Origin of the sequence: Intestinibacillus sp. NTUH-41-i26 (assembly GCF_032769475.1) — a bacterium.
Classification (GTDB): Bacteria; Bacillota; Clostridia; order Oscillospirales; family Butyricicoccaceae; genus Agathobaculum; species Agathobaculum ammoniilyticum.
The window spans coordinates 1845001-1864509 of record NZ_CP136477.1; the positions used below are offsets into that span (position 1 = coordinate 1845001).

Annotated in this window: 20 protein-coding genes and 1 pseudogene (1 of these 21 only partly in view); 1 reads left to right on the forward strand and 20 read right to left on the reverse strand. The window is 58.8% G+C overall.

Annotated features, from left to right (window positions below):
• The 18 genes and pseudogenes from RX717_RS09465 to glyA all read right to left on the reverse strand — a co-directional run.
• Positions 1-56: the start of a redox-sensing transcriptional repressor Rex gene (locus RX717_RS09465; protein WP_107632038.1), read on the reverse strand. It extends 583 nt beyond the left edge of the window; 56 of the gene's 639 nt are visible here — the first part of the coding sequence; its start codon is at positions 54-56; its stop codon lies beyond the left edge, outside the window.
• A 31-nt stretch (positions 57-87) separates the two neighbouring features.
• Positions 88-1245, reverse strand: coding sequence for an isocitrate/isopropylmalate family dehydrogenase (locus RX717_RS09470; RefSeq protein ID WP_107632037.1), 1158 nt, complete (start codon positions 1243-1245; stop codon positions 88-90).
• 97 nt (positions 1246-1342) lie between these two features.
• Positions 1343-3268 carry an aconitate hydratase gene (locus RX717_RS09475; protein ID WP_107632036.1) on the reverse strand — a complete coding sequence of 642 codons (1926 nt, stop codon included), beginning with the start codon at positions 3266-3268 and terminating at the stop codon, positions 1343-1345.
• A 210-nt stretch (positions 3269-3478) separates the two neighbouring features.
• A complete protein-coding gene (gene tsaD, locus RX717_RS09480) occupies positions 3479-4504 on the reverse strand; it encodes a tRNA (adenosine(37)-N6)-threonylcarbamoyltransferase complex transferase subunit TsaD (RefSeq protein ID WP_107632035.1) in 1026 nt (341 codons plus the stop codon).
• 4 nt (positions 4505-4508) lie between these two features.
• Positions 4509-4760, reverse strand: a complete 252-nt coding sequence (locus RX717_RS09485; RefSeq protein WP_107632034.1) for a hypothetical protein — start codon at positions 4758-4760, stop codon at positions 4509-4511.
• 52 nt (positions 4761-4812) lie between these two features.
• The gene (locus RX717_RS09490) at positions 4813-5019 is read right to left on the reverse strand and encodes a hypothetical protein (RefSeq protein WP_054327361.1); all 207 of its coding nucleotides are present in this window, start codon (positions 5017-5019) and stop codon (positions 4813-4815) included.
• A 20-nt stretch (positions 5020-5039) separates the two neighbouring features.
• Positions 5040-5969 (reverse strand): GNAT family N-acetyltransferase, encoded by a 930-nt coding sequence (locus RX717_RS09495; RefSeq protein ID WP_107632033.1) that lies wholly within the window; start codon positions 5967-5969, stop codon positions 5040-5042.
• A gap of 6 nt (positions 5970-5975) precedes the next feature.
• Positions 5976-6410, reverse strand: coding sequence for a ribosomal protein S18-alanine N-acetyltransferase (gene rimI, locus RX717_RS09500; protein ID WP_054327360.1), 435 nt, complete (start codon positions 6408-6410; stop codon positions 5976-5978).
• Positions 6407-6838 carry a low molecular weight protein arginine phosphatase gene (locus RX717_RS09505; protein ID WP_054327359.1) on the reverse strand — a complete coding sequence of 144 codons (432 nt, stop codon included), beginning with the start codon at positions 6836-6838 and terminating at the stop codon, positions 6407-6409. The genes rimI and RX717_RS09505 overlap by 4 nt, the downstream gene beginning before the upstream one ends.
• An 80-nt stretch (positions 6839-6918) precedes the next feature.
• Positions 6919-9552: a DNA polymerase I gene (gene polA, locus RX717_RS09510; RefSeq protein WP_107632197.1), complete on the reverse strand. Its 2634-nt coding sequence runs from the start codon at positions 9550-9552 to the stop codon at positions 6919-6921.
• A 117-nt stretch (positions 9553-9669) separates the two neighbouring features.
• Positions 9670-10431 (reverse strand): sporulation transcription factor Spo0A, encoded by a 762-nt coding sequence (gene spo0A / locus RX717_RS09515; protein WP_316960261.1) that lies wholly within the window; start codon positions 10429-10431, stop codon positions 9670-9672.
• Between the two features lie 168 nt (positions 10432-10599).
• Positions 10600-11630: pseudogene (gene spoIVB, locus RX717_RS16025) on the reverse strand (SpoIVB peptidase).
• Positions 11631-11851: 221 nt separating this feature from the next.
• Complete coding sequence (locus RX717_RS09530; protein ID WP_082397126.1) at positions 11852-12523, reverse strand: ECF transporter S component; 672 nt, start codon at positions 12521-12523, stop codon at positions 11852-11854.
• A 69-nt stretch (positions 12524-12592) separates the two neighbouring features.
• Positions 12593-13363 carry a type III pantothenate kinase gene (locus tag RX717_RS09535; RefSeq protein ID WP_054327355.1) on the reverse strand — a complete coding sequence of 257 codons (771 nt, stop codon included), beginning with the start codon at positions 13361-13363 and terminating at the stop codon, positions 12593-12595.
• 67 nt (positions 13364-13430) lie between these two features.
• Complete coding sequence (locus RX717_RS09540; RefSeq protein WP_054327354.1) at positions 13431-13784, reverse strand: putative ABC transporter permease; 354 nt, start codon at positions 13782-13784, stop codon at positions 13431-13433.
• Between the two features lie 39 nt (positions 13785-13823).
• Entirely contained in the window at positions 13824-14198 is a 375-nt protein-coding gene (locus tag RX717_RS09545; protein ID WP_316960264.1) for a nucleoside 2-deoxyribosyltransferase, read from the reverse strand.
• 153 nt (positions 14199-14351) lie between these two features.
• The gene (locus RX717_RS09550; protein WP_054327352.1) at positions 14352-15683 is read right to left on the reverse strand and encodes a glucose-6-phosphate isomerase; all 1332 of its coding nucleotides are present in this window, start codon (positions 15681-15683) and stop codon (positions 14352-14354) included.
• 194 nt (positions 15684-15877) lie between these two features.
• Positions 15878-17119 (reverse strand): serine hydroxymethyltransferase, encoded by a 1242-nt coding sequence (glyA, locus tag RX717_RS09555; protein ID WP_054327351.1) that lies wholly within the window; start codon positions 17117-17119, stop codon positions 15878-15880.
• 200 nt (positions 17120-17319) lie between these two features.
• Between glyA and nth the strand changes: the two genes are divergently transcribed.
• Positions 17320-17958 (forward strand): endonuclease III, encoded by a 639-nt coding sequence (nth, locus tag RX717_RS09560; protein WP_107632021.1) that lies wholly within the window; start codon positions 17320-17322, stop codon positions 17956-17958.
• Positions 17959-18050: 92 nt separating this feature from the next.
• Here the strand turns inward: nth and RX717_RS09565 are convergent, their stop codons facing one another.
• Both RX717_RS09565 and RX717_RS09570 read right to left on the reverse strand, forming a co-directional pair.
• Positions 18051-18896 (reverse strand): type III pantothenate kinase, encoded by an 846-nt coding sequence (locus RX717_RS09565; RefSeq protein ID WP_054327349.1) that lies wholly within the window; start codon positions 18894-18896, stop codon positions 18051-18053.
• Between the two features lie 11 nt (positions 18897-18907).
• A complete protein-coding gene (locus RX717_RS09570; RefSeq protein ID WP_159068209.1) occupies positions 18908-19420 on the reverse strand; it encodes a metallophosphoesterase in 513 nt (170 codons plus the stop codon).
• Positions 19421-19509: the final 89 nt, after the last annotated feature.

Below are 19509 nucleotides of genomic sequence, written 5' to 3' on the forward strand. Positions count from 1 at the left end.
TAGTAGCGCGGCAGACGCTGCACCACCGCCTTGGAGACCTCTTGTTTGCGCTCCACAGGTTTTCATCCTCTCTTTCCCATCACAAAATTACAGCTTCGCAATCGTTTCCAGTACATAATCCGTGAATTCCTGCGCGGTCGCACCAGTATCACGCCCATTGACCACTACCTTTTTCTCTTCAAACATGCAGATATCGAGCGCACGGTCGAGCTTATTCGCCAGTTCGATCTCACCGATGTGCTCGAGCAGCATCACGGAGGCGCGCAGCACGGAGGACGGGTCCGCGTACTGAGCGCGCCCCTCCTGCACCATGCGCGGCGCGGAACCGTGGATGGCCTCGAACATCGCGTAGCGCTTGCCGATATTGGCCGAACCCGCGGTGCCTACGCCGCCCTGAATCTCGGCCGCCTCGTCGGTGATGATATCGCCATACAGGTTGGGCAGCACGACCACCTTGAAATCGCGGCGGCGTTTTTCGTCCAGAAGCTTCGCGGTCATGATATCGATGTACCAGTCGTCGAACTCGACCTCCGGATACTCCTTTGCGACCCGCTGGCAGGTGTCGAGGAATTTGCCGTCCGTGGTCTTGATGATATTGGCCTTGGTCACGCAGGAGACGCGGTTCTTGCCGGTCTTGCGCGCGTAATCAAACGCCAGGCGCGCGATGCGCTCGCAGCCCTGCGAGGTCGCCACTGTAAAGTCGATGAACAGATCGTCCGCAATCTGCACGCCCTGCGAGCCGACCGCATAGCCGCCCTCGGTGTTTTCGCGATAGAACGTCCAGTCGATCCCCAGCTCAGGCACCTTGACTGGACGCACGTTGGCGAACAGGTCGAGCGCTTTGCGCATCGCCACATTCGCGGATTCCACATTCGGCCACGGATCGCCCTTGCGCGGGGTCGTGGTCGGCCCCTTGAGAATTACATGGCACTGTTTGAGCTCCTCCATCACATCGGGCGGGATGGCGCAGCCCAGCTCAGCGCGACGCTCGATGGTCAGCCCGTCTATCACACGGAACTCCACTTTCCCCGCCTTGACCTTGTCGGCCAGCAGGGCCTCGAGCGCGTGCTGCGCCATGCCGGTGATCATCGGGCCGATACCGTCGCCGCCGCACACGCCGATGATGAGCTTGTCAAGCTTTGTATAGTCAATAAAGTCATCCTGTGCTTTCATATCCGCGATGCGCGCAAGCTGGCTTTCTACCACTGCTTCAAATTTATCCAGAATGGACTGGTCGATCGACATAACGGTGTCCTCCTCATACCATTGATATTATTTTAACAAATTTTCTGCATCCTGTCAAGAAAGAGGAGGCTGGGAAAGCGCCCCTCTCCTCTTTTCCTTATTGCGCCGCCTGTTCCTTGGCATAGTTGAGCGTGCCGCCCGCGAGCAGCGCGCCGCGCTGACGGTCGGAAACGTCGCAGTCCGCCTTGAAGGTCCTGCCGCCGCATACCACGGTAACCTGACTGCCGTTTTTGATTTCCTCCAGCACATGCGGCAGCGCGATCTCATCCAGCAGGTTGATCGCGTCGTAGTCCGCCGGATCGGCGAAAGTCAGCGGCAGGATGCCCGAGTTGACCAGATTGGCCTTGTGGATACGGGCGAACGACTTGCACAGCACGGCTTTGACGCCCAGATACAGCGGGACGAGCGCCGCGTGCTCGCGCGACGAGCCCTGGCCGTAGTTGGCGCCGCCGACGATGACGCCGCCGCCCTGCTCCTTGCAGCGCGCCGGAAATTCCGGATCGACATTGATAAAACAGTAATTCGAGTAGTATGGCACGTTCGAACGGTAGGGCAGCAGCTTCGCGCCCGCCGGCAGGATATGGTCGGTGGTGATGTTGTCCTCGGTCTTGAGTACGACGCGGCCCGTATAGGACGCTTCCAGCGCCTTGCCCAGCGGGAACGGCTTGATGTTCGGGCCGCGTACAACCTCGACCTCGGCCGGATTTTCTGCGGGCCTTACGATCATGTTGTCGTTGATGACGAAATGCTCCGGCATTTCAATCGCCGGCATTTCTCCCAGCGTGCGCGGGTCGGTCAGCACGCCCGCGAGCGCACTCGCCGCCGCGACCTCGGGCGATACCAGATAAATCTGCGCGTCCTGCGTCCCCGAGCGGCCCTCAAAGTTACGGTTGAAGGTACGCAGGGATACACCCGCGGACTCCGGCGACTGTCCCATGCCGATGCAGGGACCGCAGGCGCACTCGAGGATGCGCGCGCCCGCCGCGATAATATCCGCCAGCGCACCGTTCTGTGCGAGCATGTTAAACACCTGTTTGGAACCCGGGCTGATGGTGAGCGAAACGTCCGGATGCACGGTTTTACCCTTGAGGATGGACGCGACTTTCATCATATCGTAATAGGAGGAATTGGTGCAGGAGCCGATGCAGCACTGATTGACCTTAATCGCGCCGATCTCAGCGACCGGCCTGACATTGTCCGGCATGTGCGGCATCGCGGCCAGCGGCTCAAGCGCGGACAGGTCGACCGTGTATTCCTCGTCGTACACCGCGTCCGGATCGGAGGACAACTCGACCCACACATCACCGCGGTCCTGCGCCTCGAGGAAGCGTCTGGTTTCCCCGTCGGACGGGAACACCGAGGTCGTCGCGCCCAGTTCCGCGCCCATGTTGGTGATGGTCGCGCGCTCAGGCACGGACAGCGTCGCAACGCCCTCGCCCGCGTACTCGACGATCTTGCCCACGCCGCCCTTGACGGTCATCTGGCGCAGCACGTCCAGGATAACGTCCTTGGCGGAAACCCACGGGGACAGCTTGCCCGTCAGGTTGACGCGCACCATCTTGGGCATGGGGATGTAGTACGCGCCGCCGCCCATCGCAACCGCCACGTCCAGGCCGCCCGCGCCGAACGCCAACATGCCGATGCCGCCGCCGGTCGGGGTGTGGCTGTCCGAGCCGATCAGGGTCTTACCCGGCGCGCCGAAGCGCTCCAGATGCACCTGATGGCAGATGCCGTTGCCCGCCTTGGAATAGTAGATGCCGTGCTTTTTGGCCACCGAGCCGATATACTTGTGGTCGTCCGCGTTTTCGAAGCCGGACTGCAGGGTATTGTGGTCGATATACGCGACCGACCGCTCGGTCCTGACCTGGTCGACACCCATTGCCTCAAACTGGAGATAAGCCATGGTGCCGGTAGCATCCTGCGTAAGCGTTTGGTCGATCCGGAGACCGATCTCCTGTCCTTGGACCATTTCTCCGTCCACCAGATGCTCCTTCAGAATTTTCTGTGCGATTGTCATACCCATTTGTGTTTCTTACACTCCTTTATGTCCCTACGCGGCGATATTTGCGCCCGCCGCGCCCCGCCGCTGCAAAGCGGGTCCGTTGCGGCTTCCACAGCCTTCTCCACGGCATGCGCGGCATACCGTGCCCAAAAACAAAACAGAAGCGGCCTTTGCAACGCAAAAACCACTTCTATTTTACAACATTCCTTATCTTTTGAAAAGACCTTTTCGCTATCGCTTTTCACAAATATTCGCACTGATCTCCGCAGTTGCGAAAGCATTCTGCAGGGTCAGACCCACACTACCTGCAAGGTATTCATAATATGCCTGGCTCCCGATCATGGCCGCGTTATCCCCGCACAGGGAAAGCGGCGGCAGGTAGAGCCTGGTGTGGGTGCGCTTCGCCATCTTCTGCAGCGCCGCGCGCAGGAACGAGTTGGCCGCCACACCGCCCGCGCAGACCACGCGCCGCGCATGCGTCCGCTGCGCCGCCATCTCCAGCCGCGGCACCAGCGTATGCACGACCGCCGCACAAAAAGAGGCCGCAAGGCCGTTTTTGTCCAGCGTTTCGCCTTTCTGCTCCGCATTGTGCGCCAGATTGATGACCGCGGTCTTGAGGCCGGAAAAAGAGAAGTCAAGCGGCGCGTCCTTGATGTGCGAATCCGGCAGCTTGTAGCACATCGGGTCGCCCTCCTGCGCGAGCCTGTCGATCTTCGGGCCGCCCGGGTAGCCCACGCCGAGCACGCGCGCGACCTTATCGAACGCCTCGCCCGCCGCGTCGTCCCGCGTGCCGCCGAGGATCTCAAAATCCGTATAATCGCGCACCATCACGATCTCGCTGTGTCCGCCGGACGCAATCAGCGTCAAAAACGGAGGCTTGAGATCGGGATACGCCAGATAGGTCGCCGCGATATGCCCGCGGATGTGATGCACCGGAATAAAGGGCTTTTGCAGCGCAAACGCCAGCGATTTCCCGAAATTCGCGCCGACCAGCAGCGCGCCGATCAGTCCCGGCGCACAGGTCGCCGCCACCGCGTCCACCGCGCGCTTGTCCATGCCCGCGTCGGCCAGCGCCTTTTCCGTCACGCGCACAACCGCCTCCATGTGCCGACGCGACGCGATCTCCGGCACCACGCCCCCATACAGCGCGTGCGTTTCGATCTGTGTGTCCACCACGCTGGAAAGTATGTTCCGTCCATCCTCAACCACGGCGGCCGCCGTTTCGTCGCAGGAGGACTCAATTGCCAAAATCCTCATTGTCTCACCCGTTGTTCCCGTATTGCAAAATATGACGCGCCAGTTCCGCGTCCTGCCTGTGTACATAGATCCGATACTCCCGCGGGTACTGCGCGCGAATCCCCAGCACATCCTGCCGCTGCAGCATGCGCTGCGCATTGTCCCGCACCTCTGTTCGGAACGCGATCTGATCACGGCTGAGCGCCTGCTGCGCTTGGAAAAAGTCTTCCTGCGTATTGGTGCATAAAATCTGCTCGCGGTTCATCGGCGTAATCATTTTCCCGCCTCCTTTATCCAAAAGCAAATATTTCCTGTCCCTCGCCACTCTGCTACAAGCCGGCCGGCATGCGGTATACCGCCCAGATCACCGCTGCCGTTGGCAGCAGCAATGCACCGCACAGGCTCACCTGCAGGCGCACCGCATGCCCTTTGGGATCTCCGCCGCACTGCACCGCGCGCAGCGCGTCGCACAGCGCATGGCAGAAAGAACAGGCACACAGCACGGCGCCGGCCAAAAGGGCCGCCAAAAGCATCATCTCTTTCTCCCCCTTTCCGGTTACCGCATCGTGCCATCCGATATCTCTTTTTCCATGCATACGCAGATCTCGTCCCCCGCGAAATCGCCGAAATTCGGCACCAGCCGGTACCCCTGCTTCTGATAAAACGCGATCGCGTCCGGCATATCCGCGCCGGTTTCCAGCACCGCGCGGTGGCACCCGCTCGCTGCGGCGTGCCGTTCGAGCGCGGCCACGATTTTGCCCGCCGTCCCGCTTCTTCGGTATTCCGGCCGGACATACATCCGCTTGATCTCCGCTGTTACCGGATCATACGCGCGCCAGCAGCCGCAGCCTGCCGGCCGTTCCCCTATGTAAGCCACCACCGCGCAAGCCATTCCGTCCAGCGCGTGATACGCCTTGTACTTTTCTGCCACCGAGCCCCAGCCTGCATGGAAATATACATCCAGCTCCGCAACCAGCACTGCCAGATCCGGATTGCTCACATCGACAAAGCGAAGCGCCGCCCGTTTTTTATCCACCGTCCCCAGCGCCTTTTCAAAGCAAAGGCAGTTTTCCGCGCCGGCCGGACTCCCATAATAGGGCATTGTACGGTATCCCAGTTTCCGGTAAAGCGCCGCCGAATCCCCTGTGGTCCGCGCGGTTTCCAAAACAGCGCGCGTATAGCCCTGCTCCGCCGCGTTACCCTCCAGCGCGCGGATGACCGCGCCCGCAATCCCCCGCCGACGGTATTCCGGCCGCACATAAATGCGTTTCAGTTCCACGGTATGCGCGTCCGTCCGCTTCCAGCAGCCGCAGCCTGCCGCGCATCCATCCTCATAAACGACCAGCCGGCATCCGAACAGATGCGGGTCGTTATATTTCGCATAGCGGCGATGCACCTCGCCCACGATCGAAAAATAATATTCATCCAGCCTGCCCGCCAGTTCCAGCAGATCCGTGTTTTCCGCATCGACAAACCGAAGCTCCATCCAGCCTCACCCTTTCAGAAAAAATGTCATCAGCAGCGCGTCCTCAACGGGCGCGGTGTAAAAATTCTTTCGCACGCCCACCTTTTGGAAGCCCGCATTCTCGTACAGGGCAATCGCGGGCATATTGGACGTGCGCGCCTCCAACGTAACAAAGGCCAGCCCCTGCGCTCCCGCGTGCGAGACAAGCGTCCCGATCAGCGCGCGGCCGACTCCCTGCCGGCGGCAGTCGGGTGATACCGCAACATTGGTGATATACCCCTCGTCCAGCACGGTCTGGCAACCCACATAGCCGACCGCCACGCCGTCCCGCTCCGCAACCAGGAACAGACCTTTCCCCAGTTCTTCGCGGAGCATATCCGCGCTCCACGGCGCGTGGAAGCACACTTTTTCGATCTCCGCGAGCGCGGCCAGATGACGCTCCTGCATGGGTACGACCGTCATTCTGTAAGCCTCCCGATGATGCCGCTTATCCCCCGGTCGATCTCGGCCGCCGCGCGGCGGTAGGTATCCAGATCGCCGCCAAACGGATCGGAAACGTCCTCCGGCAGCAGGGTGAATATCTTGTCCGCACAGTTCGGATACAGCTCGCACAGGCGGTCGTAATGGGCGCCTGTCATGCAGACCAGAAAGCGCGCCTCCCGCACCAGTTCGGGCGTGAGCATGCGCGAGCGATGCCCTGCAATGTCCGCGCCCAGTTCGCGCGCCGCCGTGACCGCGTTTGGCGACGCGGGCAGGCCGTTCTGGGTGAACAGTCCAGCGGACGCCGCCGTCAGACCGGTCTTCTTCTCCCCGCCGCGCGCACGGAACAGCCCCTCAGCCATCGGCGAACGGCAGGTGTTGCCCGAGCAGATGAAAATGATGTCGTCCATTTTGGAATTCCCCCTGTCAAAAACCGCCCGCGCCGCGCGCGGTGCGCCCTCTCCTCTCAAACCGATCGGTTCGGGTAGAATCACTTTGTGTCGTACCAGCTATGCCCCGCCTTGGCCTCTGCCACCAGGGGCGCATCCATAACGAACGCGGCTTCCATTTCTTCCTTGAGCAGGCGCATCGCGGTCTCCTGTTCGGTTTTCGGCGCCTCCAAGATTAATTCGTCGTGGACCTGCAGGATGAGCCGGCTCTCCAGGCCCTCGCGCAGCAGGCGGTCGTGTACCCGCACCATGGCGATCTTGATGATGTCCGCCGCGGTCCCCTGGATGGGCGTATTCATCGCCACACGCTCCCCAAAGGAACGGATATTGAAATTTTTGCTTTTCAGTTCGGGCAGCGCGCGGCGGCGGCCGAACAGCGTGGACACATAGCCCTTTTCCCTCGCGTTTTCCTTGATATCCTCCATATATTTTGCAACGCCCGGATAGGTCGCCAGATAGGCGCGGATAAACTCGCCCGCTTCCTTACGGGTCACGCCAATATCCTGCGCAAGCGAAAAATCCGATATCCCGTACACAATACCGAAATTGACCGCCTTGCAGGAGGAACGCATCTGCGGTGTGACCTCGTCCAGCGGCACATGGTATACCTTGGCCGCGGTCGCGGCGTGGATATCCTGCCCGGATCGAAACGCCTCAATCATGTGCGCGTCCTGCGAGATATGCGCAAGCACACGCAGTTCGATCTGCGAGTAATCCGCGTCGATCAGCACATGCTCCGTGTCGGGCGCGACGAACATACGCCGCAACTCACGCCCCAGTTCAGTGCGCACCGGAATGTTCTGTAGGTTCGGGTCGGTCGAGGACAGCCGCCCTGTCGCGGTCACAGTCTGCTGAAAATGCGTATGGATACGCCCGTCCTTTTGGCTGACCACCTTGAGCAGCCCATCCACATAGGTGCTCTTCAGCTTGGTAAGCTGCCGGTATTCCAGTATCCTGGGAACGACCGGATGGTCTTCCGCGATGCGCTCCAGCACGTCCACGTTGGTCGAATAGCCGGTCTTGGTTTTTTTCGGCGCGGGCAGGTGCAGCTTTTCAAACAGCACCTCGCCGAGCTGCTTGGGGCTGTTGATATTGAATTCTCCATCTGCGTCGCGGTAGATCTGCGCGATCAGCTCATGGATACGGACGTCCAGCCGCTCCCCAAACGCGCGCAGCTCGTCCGGCGCGACCGCACAGCCCACGGTTTCCATTTCGGCCAGAATGCGCATCAGCGGCAGTTCTATCTCATAGTACAGCTTGCGCATGCCCAGCTCTTCCACCCTGGATGCTGCTTCCTGATAGATCGCACGCACCGCCCCTGCATGGCGCGCGCACGCCTGTTCCGTCTGTTCCTGCCCGCCGAGCGGCGATACGGCAGCCGGATCGTCCAAGTCAAGTTCTGGCAGTTCAGTGCTGCAATATGCCAGCGCCACGCGCGGCAGGTCATATCCAGACTGCGTCGGATCCAGCAGATACGCGGCGAGGCAGGTGTCGAACACAATCCCCTCCGGCTGGATGCCACGTGCAAGCAGCGCCGCCGCCACAGGTTTCGCATCATGCAGCACCAGCTCGATCGCGCCGCCGAACAGACGGCGCAGCAGCGCATCCCAATCCGCATCCGCAAAGTCATCCGCAAACAGCATCGCCGCCGTATCCGCTTCCAGCAGGCACATCGCACCCAGCGTTTCCGGAATCACCGCAAACACGCGGCCCGCTTCGGTCAGCGCGTCGAGCAGCCCAAACGCTTCGGCGGCATTTTGGATGCGCTGCGTCCGGAGCTCCGGCAGCCTGGGCGCGGTATACGCGCCGCTCAGCCCAAGCTTTTTGATAAAGTTTTTAAACTCCAGGCGGGTCAGCAGTTCATAAAGCGCTGCCTCGTCCCGATGTTCCTCCGGCAGGTTTGCAACATCCAGCGCAAGCGGCGCGTTGCGGTCAATGGTCGCGAGCCAATAGCTGTCTTTCGCGGACTGCGCGCCCGCTTCCAGCTTTGCTCGCGCGCCTTTTTTGATTTTTTCATCCTCCAGGTTCGCATACACGCCTTCCAGCGAGCCGAAATCATGCAGCAGCTGCATTGCCGTCTTTTCCCCGATGCCCGGCACGCCCGGAATATTATCCGACGCATCCCCCATCAGCGCCTTCAGGTCGATCAGGCGAATCGGATCGAAGCCGTATCTTTCACGGAACTTTTCCATATCATAGGTTTCATAGGTCGTCTGCCCCATTTTGGTGGAAACCAGAAGCACAGTCGTCCCGCCGCCGATGAGCTGCAGGCTGTCACGGTCGCCCGTCACGACCACGCAGGTGTCGCCGTTTTCATCCGCTTTCCGGCTGATCGTGCCGATCAGGTCGTCCGCCTCATACCCTGCCAGCTCGCAGCGTACCACACCCATCGCATCGAGTGTTTCTTTCATCACCGGCAACTGCGCCGCCAGCTCGTCCGGCATCCCCTTGCGGGTTGCCTTGTAGGAATCAAATTTCAAATGGCGGAAGGTTTTTTCCCGCACGTCAAAGCACACAACCGTACGGTCAGGCTTTTCATCCTCCCTGAGCTTGAACAACGTGGCCAAAAACCCGTATACCGCGTTGGTCGGCAGCCCTTCATGGTTGGAGAGCTGGCGGATACCATAAAAAGCGCGGTTGAGTATACTGTTTCCATCGATCACCATGATTTTCATGCGCGTATTCCCCATCATTCAACAAATTTTTCTTATCATATATTATATCCTATTACCAGCCGTATTTCCAGACAAAATAAGGGACGGGGCTTCCGCCCCGTCCCGCGCCCATATTCCTTATGCGCCGAACCGCATCTGCAGCCGCAGACGATCGGCTATCATCGAGATGAATTCCGAGTTTGTCGGCTTGCCCTTGACGCCCGACACCGTATAGCCGAAATAGCTCTGCAGCGTCTCGATATCGCCGCGGTCCCACGCGACTTCGATCGCATGACGGATCGCGCGCTCAACTCGCGAAGAAGTGGTCTTGAACTTTTTTGCAATCGACGGATACAGCACCTTGGTAATCGCGCTGACCGCCTCCATGTCCTCGACCGCCATCATGATCGCCTCGCGCAGATATTGGTAGCCCTTGATATGCGCCGGCACGCCGACCTGATGGATAACCTCAGTTACGCGTACTTCCAGCGCCATTGCTTCCCCCGTTTTTTCGGCCTCCTGCTTTCCGGATTTCCACATGCGGATCCTTTCGCAAACCATTTCCGCTTCCATAGGCTTGCGCAGAAACATATCCACGCCCAGCACAGTACACTCCGCGCCCGCCTGTGGGCTGGCGAAAGCTGAAAGGACAACGGTCGCGGGCTGCTCCTGCCTGCGTTCGTGCAGCTTGGTCAGCACCATGATCCCATCCATCACCGGCAGCACCAGGTCGATGATGAGCAGATCAGGCTTAAGCTCTCCTACTGCCGCAACCGCTTTCGCGCCGTCCTCCGCGATACCGGCAAGCTCCATATCATTTGATTTTTCGATTGCCGCCGCCATCCGTGCGCAGAATTCGCTGTCGTCGTCTGCGAGCAATACTCGAATTTTTTGTTCCATGTTGTCAATACCAGCCTTCCAGCAATTTATTTGTTCTCTGTCTTAGCTGTCATTAATTTACCATATAATTCCATAATTTTCAAGGCTATTGTCGGAAAAGCTGGATTTTTTTCTCGTCATTTTTCGACAAAATGCGACGAATCGAGCGAAACATGAACAAAAACTTCGTTAATTCGTCATTTCCTCAAGCATCCGTTCAATGCCAATCGCATAGCCGCAGGTAGGGTCGTTTACCATTACATGCGTCACCGCGCCGATGATCTTCCCATTCTGCAGAACAGGCGAGCCGCTCATGCCCTGTACGATACCGCCGGTCTTTTCCAGCAGCGCCTGATCGGTCACGCGCAGCATCATCCCGCGCCCATATTCATCGTCCTGCGGATAAATTTTGACAACCTGAACAGAATACGATTGTACCTTGTCTCCCTCGACATTGGCCAGGATTTCCGCCTCACCCACCTTTATTTCGTCCGCCGCGGCCACCGGTACGGATTCCAGAGAGGAATACAGCGAACTATCGGTCAGCGTACCGAAAATGCCACTTTCCGTATTCTCATTTACCGTGCCGAGTGGCACATCCGATTGGAATTCACCCTGCAGCGCACCGGTTCTCCAACCTCGCCGCGCTGCACCGAGCCTACCACGGAATACAGGACGCTACCCTCTTTCAAGGGCATCAGCACGCCTGTTTCTCCGTCGCAGATACCGTGTCCGAGCGAGCCATAAGCGCCGGTTTCCGGATCGACGTAGGTCAGCGTACCGATACCGGCCATGCTGTCACGCGCCAGTACGCCAATCCGGTATACACCATCTGTATCCGCGCGCGGAGTCGCTGTTACCGTTTGCGTTTCGCCATTGCGCAAAATTTCCAGTTCAACCGGCTGCCCCGCCGACAAGGCAATCTGCTTCTGCATTTCGTCATTGGACGCCACCTCGGCGCCGTTTACTTTGACGATCATGTCGCCCTCCGACACGCCCGCGTCACGGGCGGGACAGACCGCTCCATCCGCTGTCTGCACATCGTTCAGCCGAACCACCAGAACGCCGTCCGCGCTCATCTGGATGCCTACGGTGTGGCCGATGGGGATTACCGATGTGATTTCCGCCGCCTGTGCAGTAACCAGCATCATCAGGGTCAAAAGCAAGGATATTGCGATTTTTTTCGCTTTGCTTTGCTGCACTTTTTTCACCTCCGCCATTTACTATGCCACCCGCGCCGCAAAAAAAGCCTGTGAACCTTTGCTATTCCCTTGTGATTTCTGGATAGGCGATAAGTCTTTGGCCGTGGAAAGGTTTTCTAAAACGAAAAAGAGGCGGTTTCTCCAAGCAGTTTGGAGAAATCCGTCTCTTTTGGCAGCATTTATTTAATTGCGGCCTGTTCTGTCAAGACCCGCCCTGCCCGCGCAGGGTGCTGAACCGGTTATGTTTTTTCGGAGGGAAGCTCCTCAAACGGCGTTGTTTTCCTTGCCGGCGCCGGCGCGCGCTGGCCGAGGAACGAAGCGACCGCACGGGTAATCACGCCGCCCGCGGCACAGCAGACGACCGCTTCGACCAAGCCCTGCATGCCGACCAGCACCACCACGAACATCAGCGGATTTGCCGCGCCATTCGTCGCCACAATATTTTGGATATATTCGCAGTTATAGAACACCAGCACGATATACCCCATAAAGAACAGCGTATTGAGCAGCGGCGCGGACAGCGCGCCCGCAAAATAACTCCAGCCACCCTTTTTGTCCACACGCCGCAGCAGGCTAAACAGCAGGCCGACGAACCAGCCCATCAGGATGCGCATGGCGACGCACAGGATAAACGTATTGACCGGACTGACCTGGAAAAGCGCGCTCGTCATCGCGGAGCCTCCGGTCAGCGCGTCCTTAAAGCTCACCAGCCCGAACACGCCGCCGAGGATCGCACCCGCCACAGGCCCCATCGTCATCGCTCCGACCGCGATCGGCACGGTCAGGAACGACATGTACAGCGGCCCGACGGGAACGCTGCCCAACCCGATCAGCTTCATGACGATCTCGATCGCCGCCAGCAGGCCAAGCTGTGCCAGAACGCGCACATTGGTTGTTTTGTTCTTTTTCATATGTAATTTTCCTCCTGCTCCCGTCCCGCCCTTATCGTCGGGTACAGGGCTTATTTCGGCTTCTGCGGGTCAGGACCGGTTCCGCTTCCAGATCAGATGCAGGCCATCCAGCACAAGGCTTTGGTCGTATTCGAACGGCACGCGCATATACCGCGTGACCAGTGGCGCAATATCACCCGTCACGACCACATGGGGCGTTTGTCCCAGCGTTTCGGCAAAGCGTCCGACCATGCCATCCACCATGGCTGCCGCGCCGTATACCGCGCCTACGCGCATAGCATCGGCCGTGTTGCGCGCAAGGATTCCCTCGTCCCTCGCCTCGATCGCGACCGCGGGCAACTGCGCCGCCTGCTCCCGCAGAGCGGACAGGCTCAGGCGTACTCCCGCTGTAATAGCCGAACCGACCAGAGCGCCGGATTGATCCAGCACGGTAAACGTTGTCGCCGTGCCGAGGCAGACCACCACGCACGGCAGCTTCCCCTTTGCGCGCGCCGCAACCGCGCTCGCCACGCGGTCCGATCCAACCTGGCGCGGCTGCTCCGACCGGATATTAAGCCCTGTTTTGACGCCGCTCGATACCTCGATCACATCGGTCACGCCAAGCAGGCGCAGCGCGTCCTCGAGCACCGTGACCATGCTCGGCACGACCGAGCTGACCACGGCGCCGCGGATGCGGCCGACAGGTACGCTGTACAGCCCGAAAACCTGCTGCAGCTTGCAGGCGTAATCATCCCGTGTCCACTTGGGCTCGGTCGCGATGGAAGCGGCAAAGAGCTGCTCGTCTTCCTCATAACCGCCAAGCAAAACATGGCTGTTCCCTGCATTAACTGCAATCAGCATATCGGCCCCTCTTTCCCGGCATATTGCCAACACCATTATACGGCATCCGGACATACTTTGCAAGCACTTATTGGGGCAGCATGAACGGAGCCGCCAAAAGCATCCAGAGCGCCGCGTATTTGGGGCATACCTGCCCTTGGATATTGCCGCGTTCGCGCGAATAATCCCATACGCCCATCCGGTACTTCCGGTTGACCGTGCAGCCGACGACGTATTCCGCCGCCGTGATGCACGCCGCGCCACACAGACACCTTGCCAGCGGCTTTTCCGCCCGCACCCGTGGACGCAGCCGGTTCAGCCCTACCAGTACCGCGCCGCCGGTGAGCGCCATCGTCCAGTGCGTGTAGCCGCGCCACAGAATTTCGAGCGCGGAATACCCACTTGCTCCTAAAAGGAACAGTCCGGCTGTTTGCTGCTTCATCTCTCATCACCGGACTTATTATGTCATATCCCGACGCCGTTATGCCTGATCGGACACACAAACCGCCAGCGCCGCGGCAAAATTTCCGGCAACGATCCTGGCCGCGCCGCACAGCATCAGATTGAGCGGCAGACCAAAATTTTCCACCGCAAAGCCCTCCGCATCTTTTTCCCCGATTTTCTCCCGCATCGCGCGCCCATCGGACACATACCCGTAAATCTGTTTTCCCTTTGCATGGGCGTAGCCGACCTCAAAGCAGGTGCCGCTGTCCGGCTCGGCACCACGGAACGGGTTCAGGTTCGCGATCACGATGTCGGCCTGATCGATCAGCCCACAGTTGCCGGCAAAAATATCCTGCGCGTTATCCGCCTCGTTGTCAAACGGGTACAGCCCTGCGAAGCCCTTTTTCCGCACACATCATTTTCATTTTTGCGCCGCGCTGTCTTGCATCCGGCGCAAAAACATCAAAACCGGCAAGATATATCTTTTTCATATTTGCATCCTCCCTGTTATGCGTTGCACACAAAAAAGGGATGCCATCTCCGCGGCATCCCTTCCTGTCGTTTGTTACAGTCTCGCTTCCAGCTCCTTGCGGCGCTCCTCAAAGCCCGGCTTACCAAGCAGGGCGAACATATTTTTCTTATACGCCTCAACGCCCGGCTGATTGAACGGGTTGACGCCAAGCAGGTAACCGGAAATACCGCACGCCTTTTCAAAGAAATAGACCAGATAACCGAAATGCCATGCGTCCGCCCGATCGATCTCAACGATGATATTCGGCGTGCCGCCATCCATATGCGCCATCAGCGTACCCTGATAGGCCTTGGAGTTGACGAACTGCACGCTCTTGCCCGCCAAGTAATTCAGCCCGTCGATATCCTCCGCCGTTTCCTCAATATAGCTTTCCGAGCGCGGCTCGCGCACCCAGACAACCGTTTCAAACATCATGCGCGCGCCGTCCTGAATGAACTGGCCGATCGAGTGCAGATCGGTCGAGAAGTTGGCCGACGTTGCGAACAGGCCCTTGTGGTCCTTGCCTTCGGACTCATCGAACAGCTGCTTGAACCATTCGCCGAGCATGACAAGCGCGGGCTCGTAGTTGACCAAAATCTCCATGCTTTTGCCTTTCTGATGCAGGATGCTGCGCAGCGCCGCGTATTGCGCACAGGCATGCTCCGTGCCATCCGCAAAATTCCGGCGCGCCTCGGCCGCACCGGCCATCGCCGCGTCGATATCCACGCCCGCGGCGGCCATCGGCAACAGGCCAACCGCCGTCAGCACAGAGAAACGGCCGCCGACATCGTCCGGCACAACAAAGGTCTCATACCCTTCGTCGTCCGCCAGCTTTTTCAGCGCGCCGCGCGCCTTGTCCGTTGTGGCAAAGATGCGCTCCTTCGCGCCTTCCCTGCCGTACTTCTCCTCAATCAGCTTTTTGAAAATACGGAACGCGATCGCAGGCTCGGTCGTCGTGCCGGATTTGGAGATCACGTTGATCCCAAAATCGCGGTTTCCGATGATTTTGACAATATCGTTCAGGTAGGAGGAGGAAATGTTATTGCCGACAAAGTATACCTCCGGTATCCCCTCCGGACGCACACCGTTGTACATCTGCCCGTTCACAAATTCGATCGCCGCGCGCGCGCCCAGGTAAGAGCCGCCGATACCGATTACGACCAGCACCTCGCAGGTCTGCTGGATCTTTTTCGCAGCCTGCTTGATGCGCGCGAATTCCTCTTTATCATAGGCCTCGGGCAGATCAACCCAGCCCAGAAAATCATTTCCTGCGCCCGAGCCGGCATGCAGCACATCCTGCGCCGCCTGCACCAGCGGGGTCATCTGCGAAATCTCTTCCTCTCCCACGAAGCCTTTCAGCCCTGTCAGCTTGAGTTCCATTGCCATGATTCATTTCCCTTTCCGGTTCATTATAACCCTTTTCCAATAGTATACCAATAATCTCAGCGCCTGGCAAGGTTTTTGTTAATATTCTACAAATAATTTGTCCCTTCGAGCAATTTCATGCAACATTTTTCCCACCATTCCCGCCATGCAGCCGCAGAAAAGCCGTTCCCTGAAAAGAGGAACGGCTTTTGCAATTAATAAATCGGGAAATTGGCGCAAATATCGCATACGTTGCGGCGAATCTCATTCGCCTTATTTTCAAAATCAGTGGCAGTCTGCCAGATGAACTCCGCGATGTGGAGCATTTCCGGCTCGCCAAAGCCGCGGGAGGTGACCGCCGGCGTACCCACGCGCTGGCCGGAGGTAACGAACGGGCTTTCTGGATCGTTCGGGATGGCGTTCTTGTTCGCGGTGATATATACCTCGTCCAGACGGTGCTGTAGCTCCTTGCCGGTCACGCCGGTCTTGCGCAGGTCGATCAGCATGAGGTGATTGTCCGTACCGCCGGAAACCAAGTCAAAGCCCTGCTTCATCAGCGCGTCCGCCAGCACCCTGGCGTTGGTAACAACGCGCTTCTGATACGCCTTAAATTCCGGCTTGAGCGCTTCGCCGAAGCAAACCGCCTTGGCTGCGATCACATGCTCCAGCGGGCCGCCCTGCGTACCTGGGAAAATCGCCTTGTTGAATTTCTTGCCCAGCTCCTCATTGTTTGAGAGGATGACGCCGCCGCGCGGCCCGCGCAGCGTCTTATGGGTCGTGGTGGTGACCACGTCCGCGTACGGCAGCGGGTTCATATGCAGGCCGGCCGCCACCAGGCCCGCGATGTGTGCCATATCGACAAAGAGGTATGCGCCTACTTCATGCGCGATCTCCGCAAACTTGGCAAAGTCGATCGCGCGCGGATAGGCCGAGGCGCCCGCAATAATCATCTTGGGCTTTTCCTTTTTGGCCAGGTCGCGCAGCGCATCGTAATCGATATAACCGTTTTCATCCACGCCATACGGCACGATATGGTACAGCAGGCCGGACTGGTTCACCGGCGAGCCATGGGTCAGGTGGCCGCCGTTGTCCAAGCTCATGCCCAGCACGGTGTCGCCCGGCTGGCACAGCGCCTGATAAACCGCCATATTCGCCTGCGCGCCCGAATGGGGCTGCACGTTAGCGTACTTCGCGCCGAAAATTTCACAAACACGTTTGATCGCAAGGTTTTCAACCTCGTCCACACATTCGCAGCCGCCGTAATATCGCTTGCCTGGGTAGCCCTCCGCATATTTGTTGGTCAGCACCGAGCCCATCGCGGCCATAACAGCCTCACTGACAATATTCTCCGAAGCGATCAGCTCGATATTGCGTGCCTGACGGTCGTATTCCGCCTGCATCATCTTGCCCAGCTCAGGATCATACGCTTTCACAAATTCCATTGCCTCGCGAACCATATTTCAACCTCCATCAACGTGCTATAAATTCTGTATCTCCATTAAACCACATTTTTCATCTTACGGCTACTGGCAAACAGATAGATTTTGCCCTGTTTTAGCACTTTTTTATGTTAAAAATGTAAAATGCCGACAAAACTCTTGCTTTTTCGTACAAATATGCTATGATATTAATACTTACGTCGTCAGGAGAGAAAGACATGACAAAAAAAGAACGCGCCGCCGCGGTGACCGAGCTGCTCAAGGAGGTTTATCCGGACGCTGTCTGCGCGCTGCACTATACCCATGATTACGAGCTGCTGTTCGCCACACGCCTGTCCGCCCAATGTACGGACGCCCGCGTCAATATCGTGACCGAAACTCTGTTCCGACAGTTCCCCACCCTGCAGAGCTTCGCCGAAGCGCCGGAGGAGGAGATCGCGGAGGCGATCAAAACCTGCGGCCTGTTCCGCACCAAGGCGCGTGACCTGAAAGCCTGCGCCATCATGTTGCTGAGCGAATATGACGGCAAAGTGCCAGATAACATGGAAGATTTGCTTCGTCTCCCCGGCGTGGGGCGCAAGACCGCCAACCTGATTCTCGGCGATATCTTCGGCAAGCCCGCTATCGTGGCCGATACGCATTGTATCCGTTTGTCCAACCGGCTCGGCTTTGTCAAAAACGAAAAGGACCCCGTCAAGGTGGAGAACGCGCTGCGCAAGCTGATCTCCCCTGCGGAATCCTCGGATTTTTGCCACCGGCTTGTTTTGTTCGGGCGCGAGCACTGCACCGCGCGCAGCCCCAAATGCTCCGGCTGCCCGCTCGGCGCGGTCTGCCCCTCTTATCCGGTCACAAAATAAGGAAGAAGCTGCTCCACAGGGGGCAGCTTCTCTTTTTAATGCTATTGTCTTGCCGCAGGCAGCGCCGGCCGCAGCGTCAGGCGCCGCCGCACTCATTTCTCCGCGCTCCAGGCGCCTTCCTCCACCGCTTCCAGCAGGCACGTCTCGCTGTCGAGCTGGCGGCCCGCAAAGCAGTCTTTGTTGTTCTCGTAGATCAGGCGCAGCCCCTCCAGCGTCAGGTTGGGGTCCACCTCGTCGATCAGGCCGCAGTATTCCGCCATCATGCGGCCCATGCCGCCGGTCGCAACCACGCGCGCATTACCGCCCAGCTCCTCTTGGATATCTGTAATGATGCCGGCCAGCGCGCCCACATATCCGCGCACCGCGCCCGACTGCATGGACTGCACCGTGGTTTTCCCGATCGCCTTTTCCGGCCGCTCGATATCCACGCGCGGCAGCTTGGACGCCTTGAGAAACAGCGCTTCCATCGCCACCTTGATGCCGGGGAAAATCGCGCCGCCCTGATATGCGCCGTTCCCATCGATCGCGTCAAAGGTGGTCGCGGTGCCGATATCCACGATGATCAGCGGCTTCCCGTACTTCCTGACCGCGGACACCGCATTGACCAGGCGGTCCGCGCCTACCTCGCGCGGATTGGTGTAGCGGTTCTCAATCCCGATATCCACATCCCGCCCGGCGATGACCGGCTGCACATGCAGATATTTGCGGATGGCGTTGATCAGCGTATACATCACCGGCGGCACGACCGAGGCGATGATGACTGCATCGGTCTGGGTGCGGTCCAGCCCGTGAAAATGATAATATTGGGAAATCTGCATGCCAAGCTCGTCCGATGTCCGCTCCGCGTTGGTGGAGATGCGGAACGAACCCCGCAGCCTGTCCCCGTCATATAATCCAAACACCATATTGGTGTTGCCTACGTCAATGGTCAAAAGCATACCGTTTCCCCTTATTGTCTGAATTTATCGCGCCGGATCAGCCCGCCGTCCTCATCGAGCAGCGTAACTGCGCGAAGCTGTGCATTTTCAATCGTCAGGCGCGCATAACTTGCCGGACCGCCGCGCGGCAGGCTGATGCTGCCTGGGTTGCAGACCAGCACACCGTCTATCCGCTCCAGCAGCATGCGGTGGGTGTGACCGTATAGCGCCACCAAACAGCCCTCTTCCCGTGCCCGCTGCGGCAGGATGCCGCAGGCCAGCATGGATACCCGCTCCTTATGCCCGTGCGTGATATAGATTGGCAGGTTGTCCGGCGTGATTACCGCATACTGCGCAACGTCCGGCTCATAATCGTTATTGCCGCGCACCCGATAGACCGGCAGCATCGGGAAAAGCCGCTCCAGCTCCCGCGCGTCGTCCGCATAGTCGCCCAAGTGGATGACCGCGTCCGGCTTCTCCCGCTCGACCGCTGCGGCCATAGCGATATTCCGTCCATGTGAATCGGCAAAAACCAATATATTCAACGTGTTTTCGCCCCTTTCGCCGCGACACATATAGCAGTATTTTACACCGGCGCGGCCCACTTGTAAACCCACTGCATCACATTTTTCCA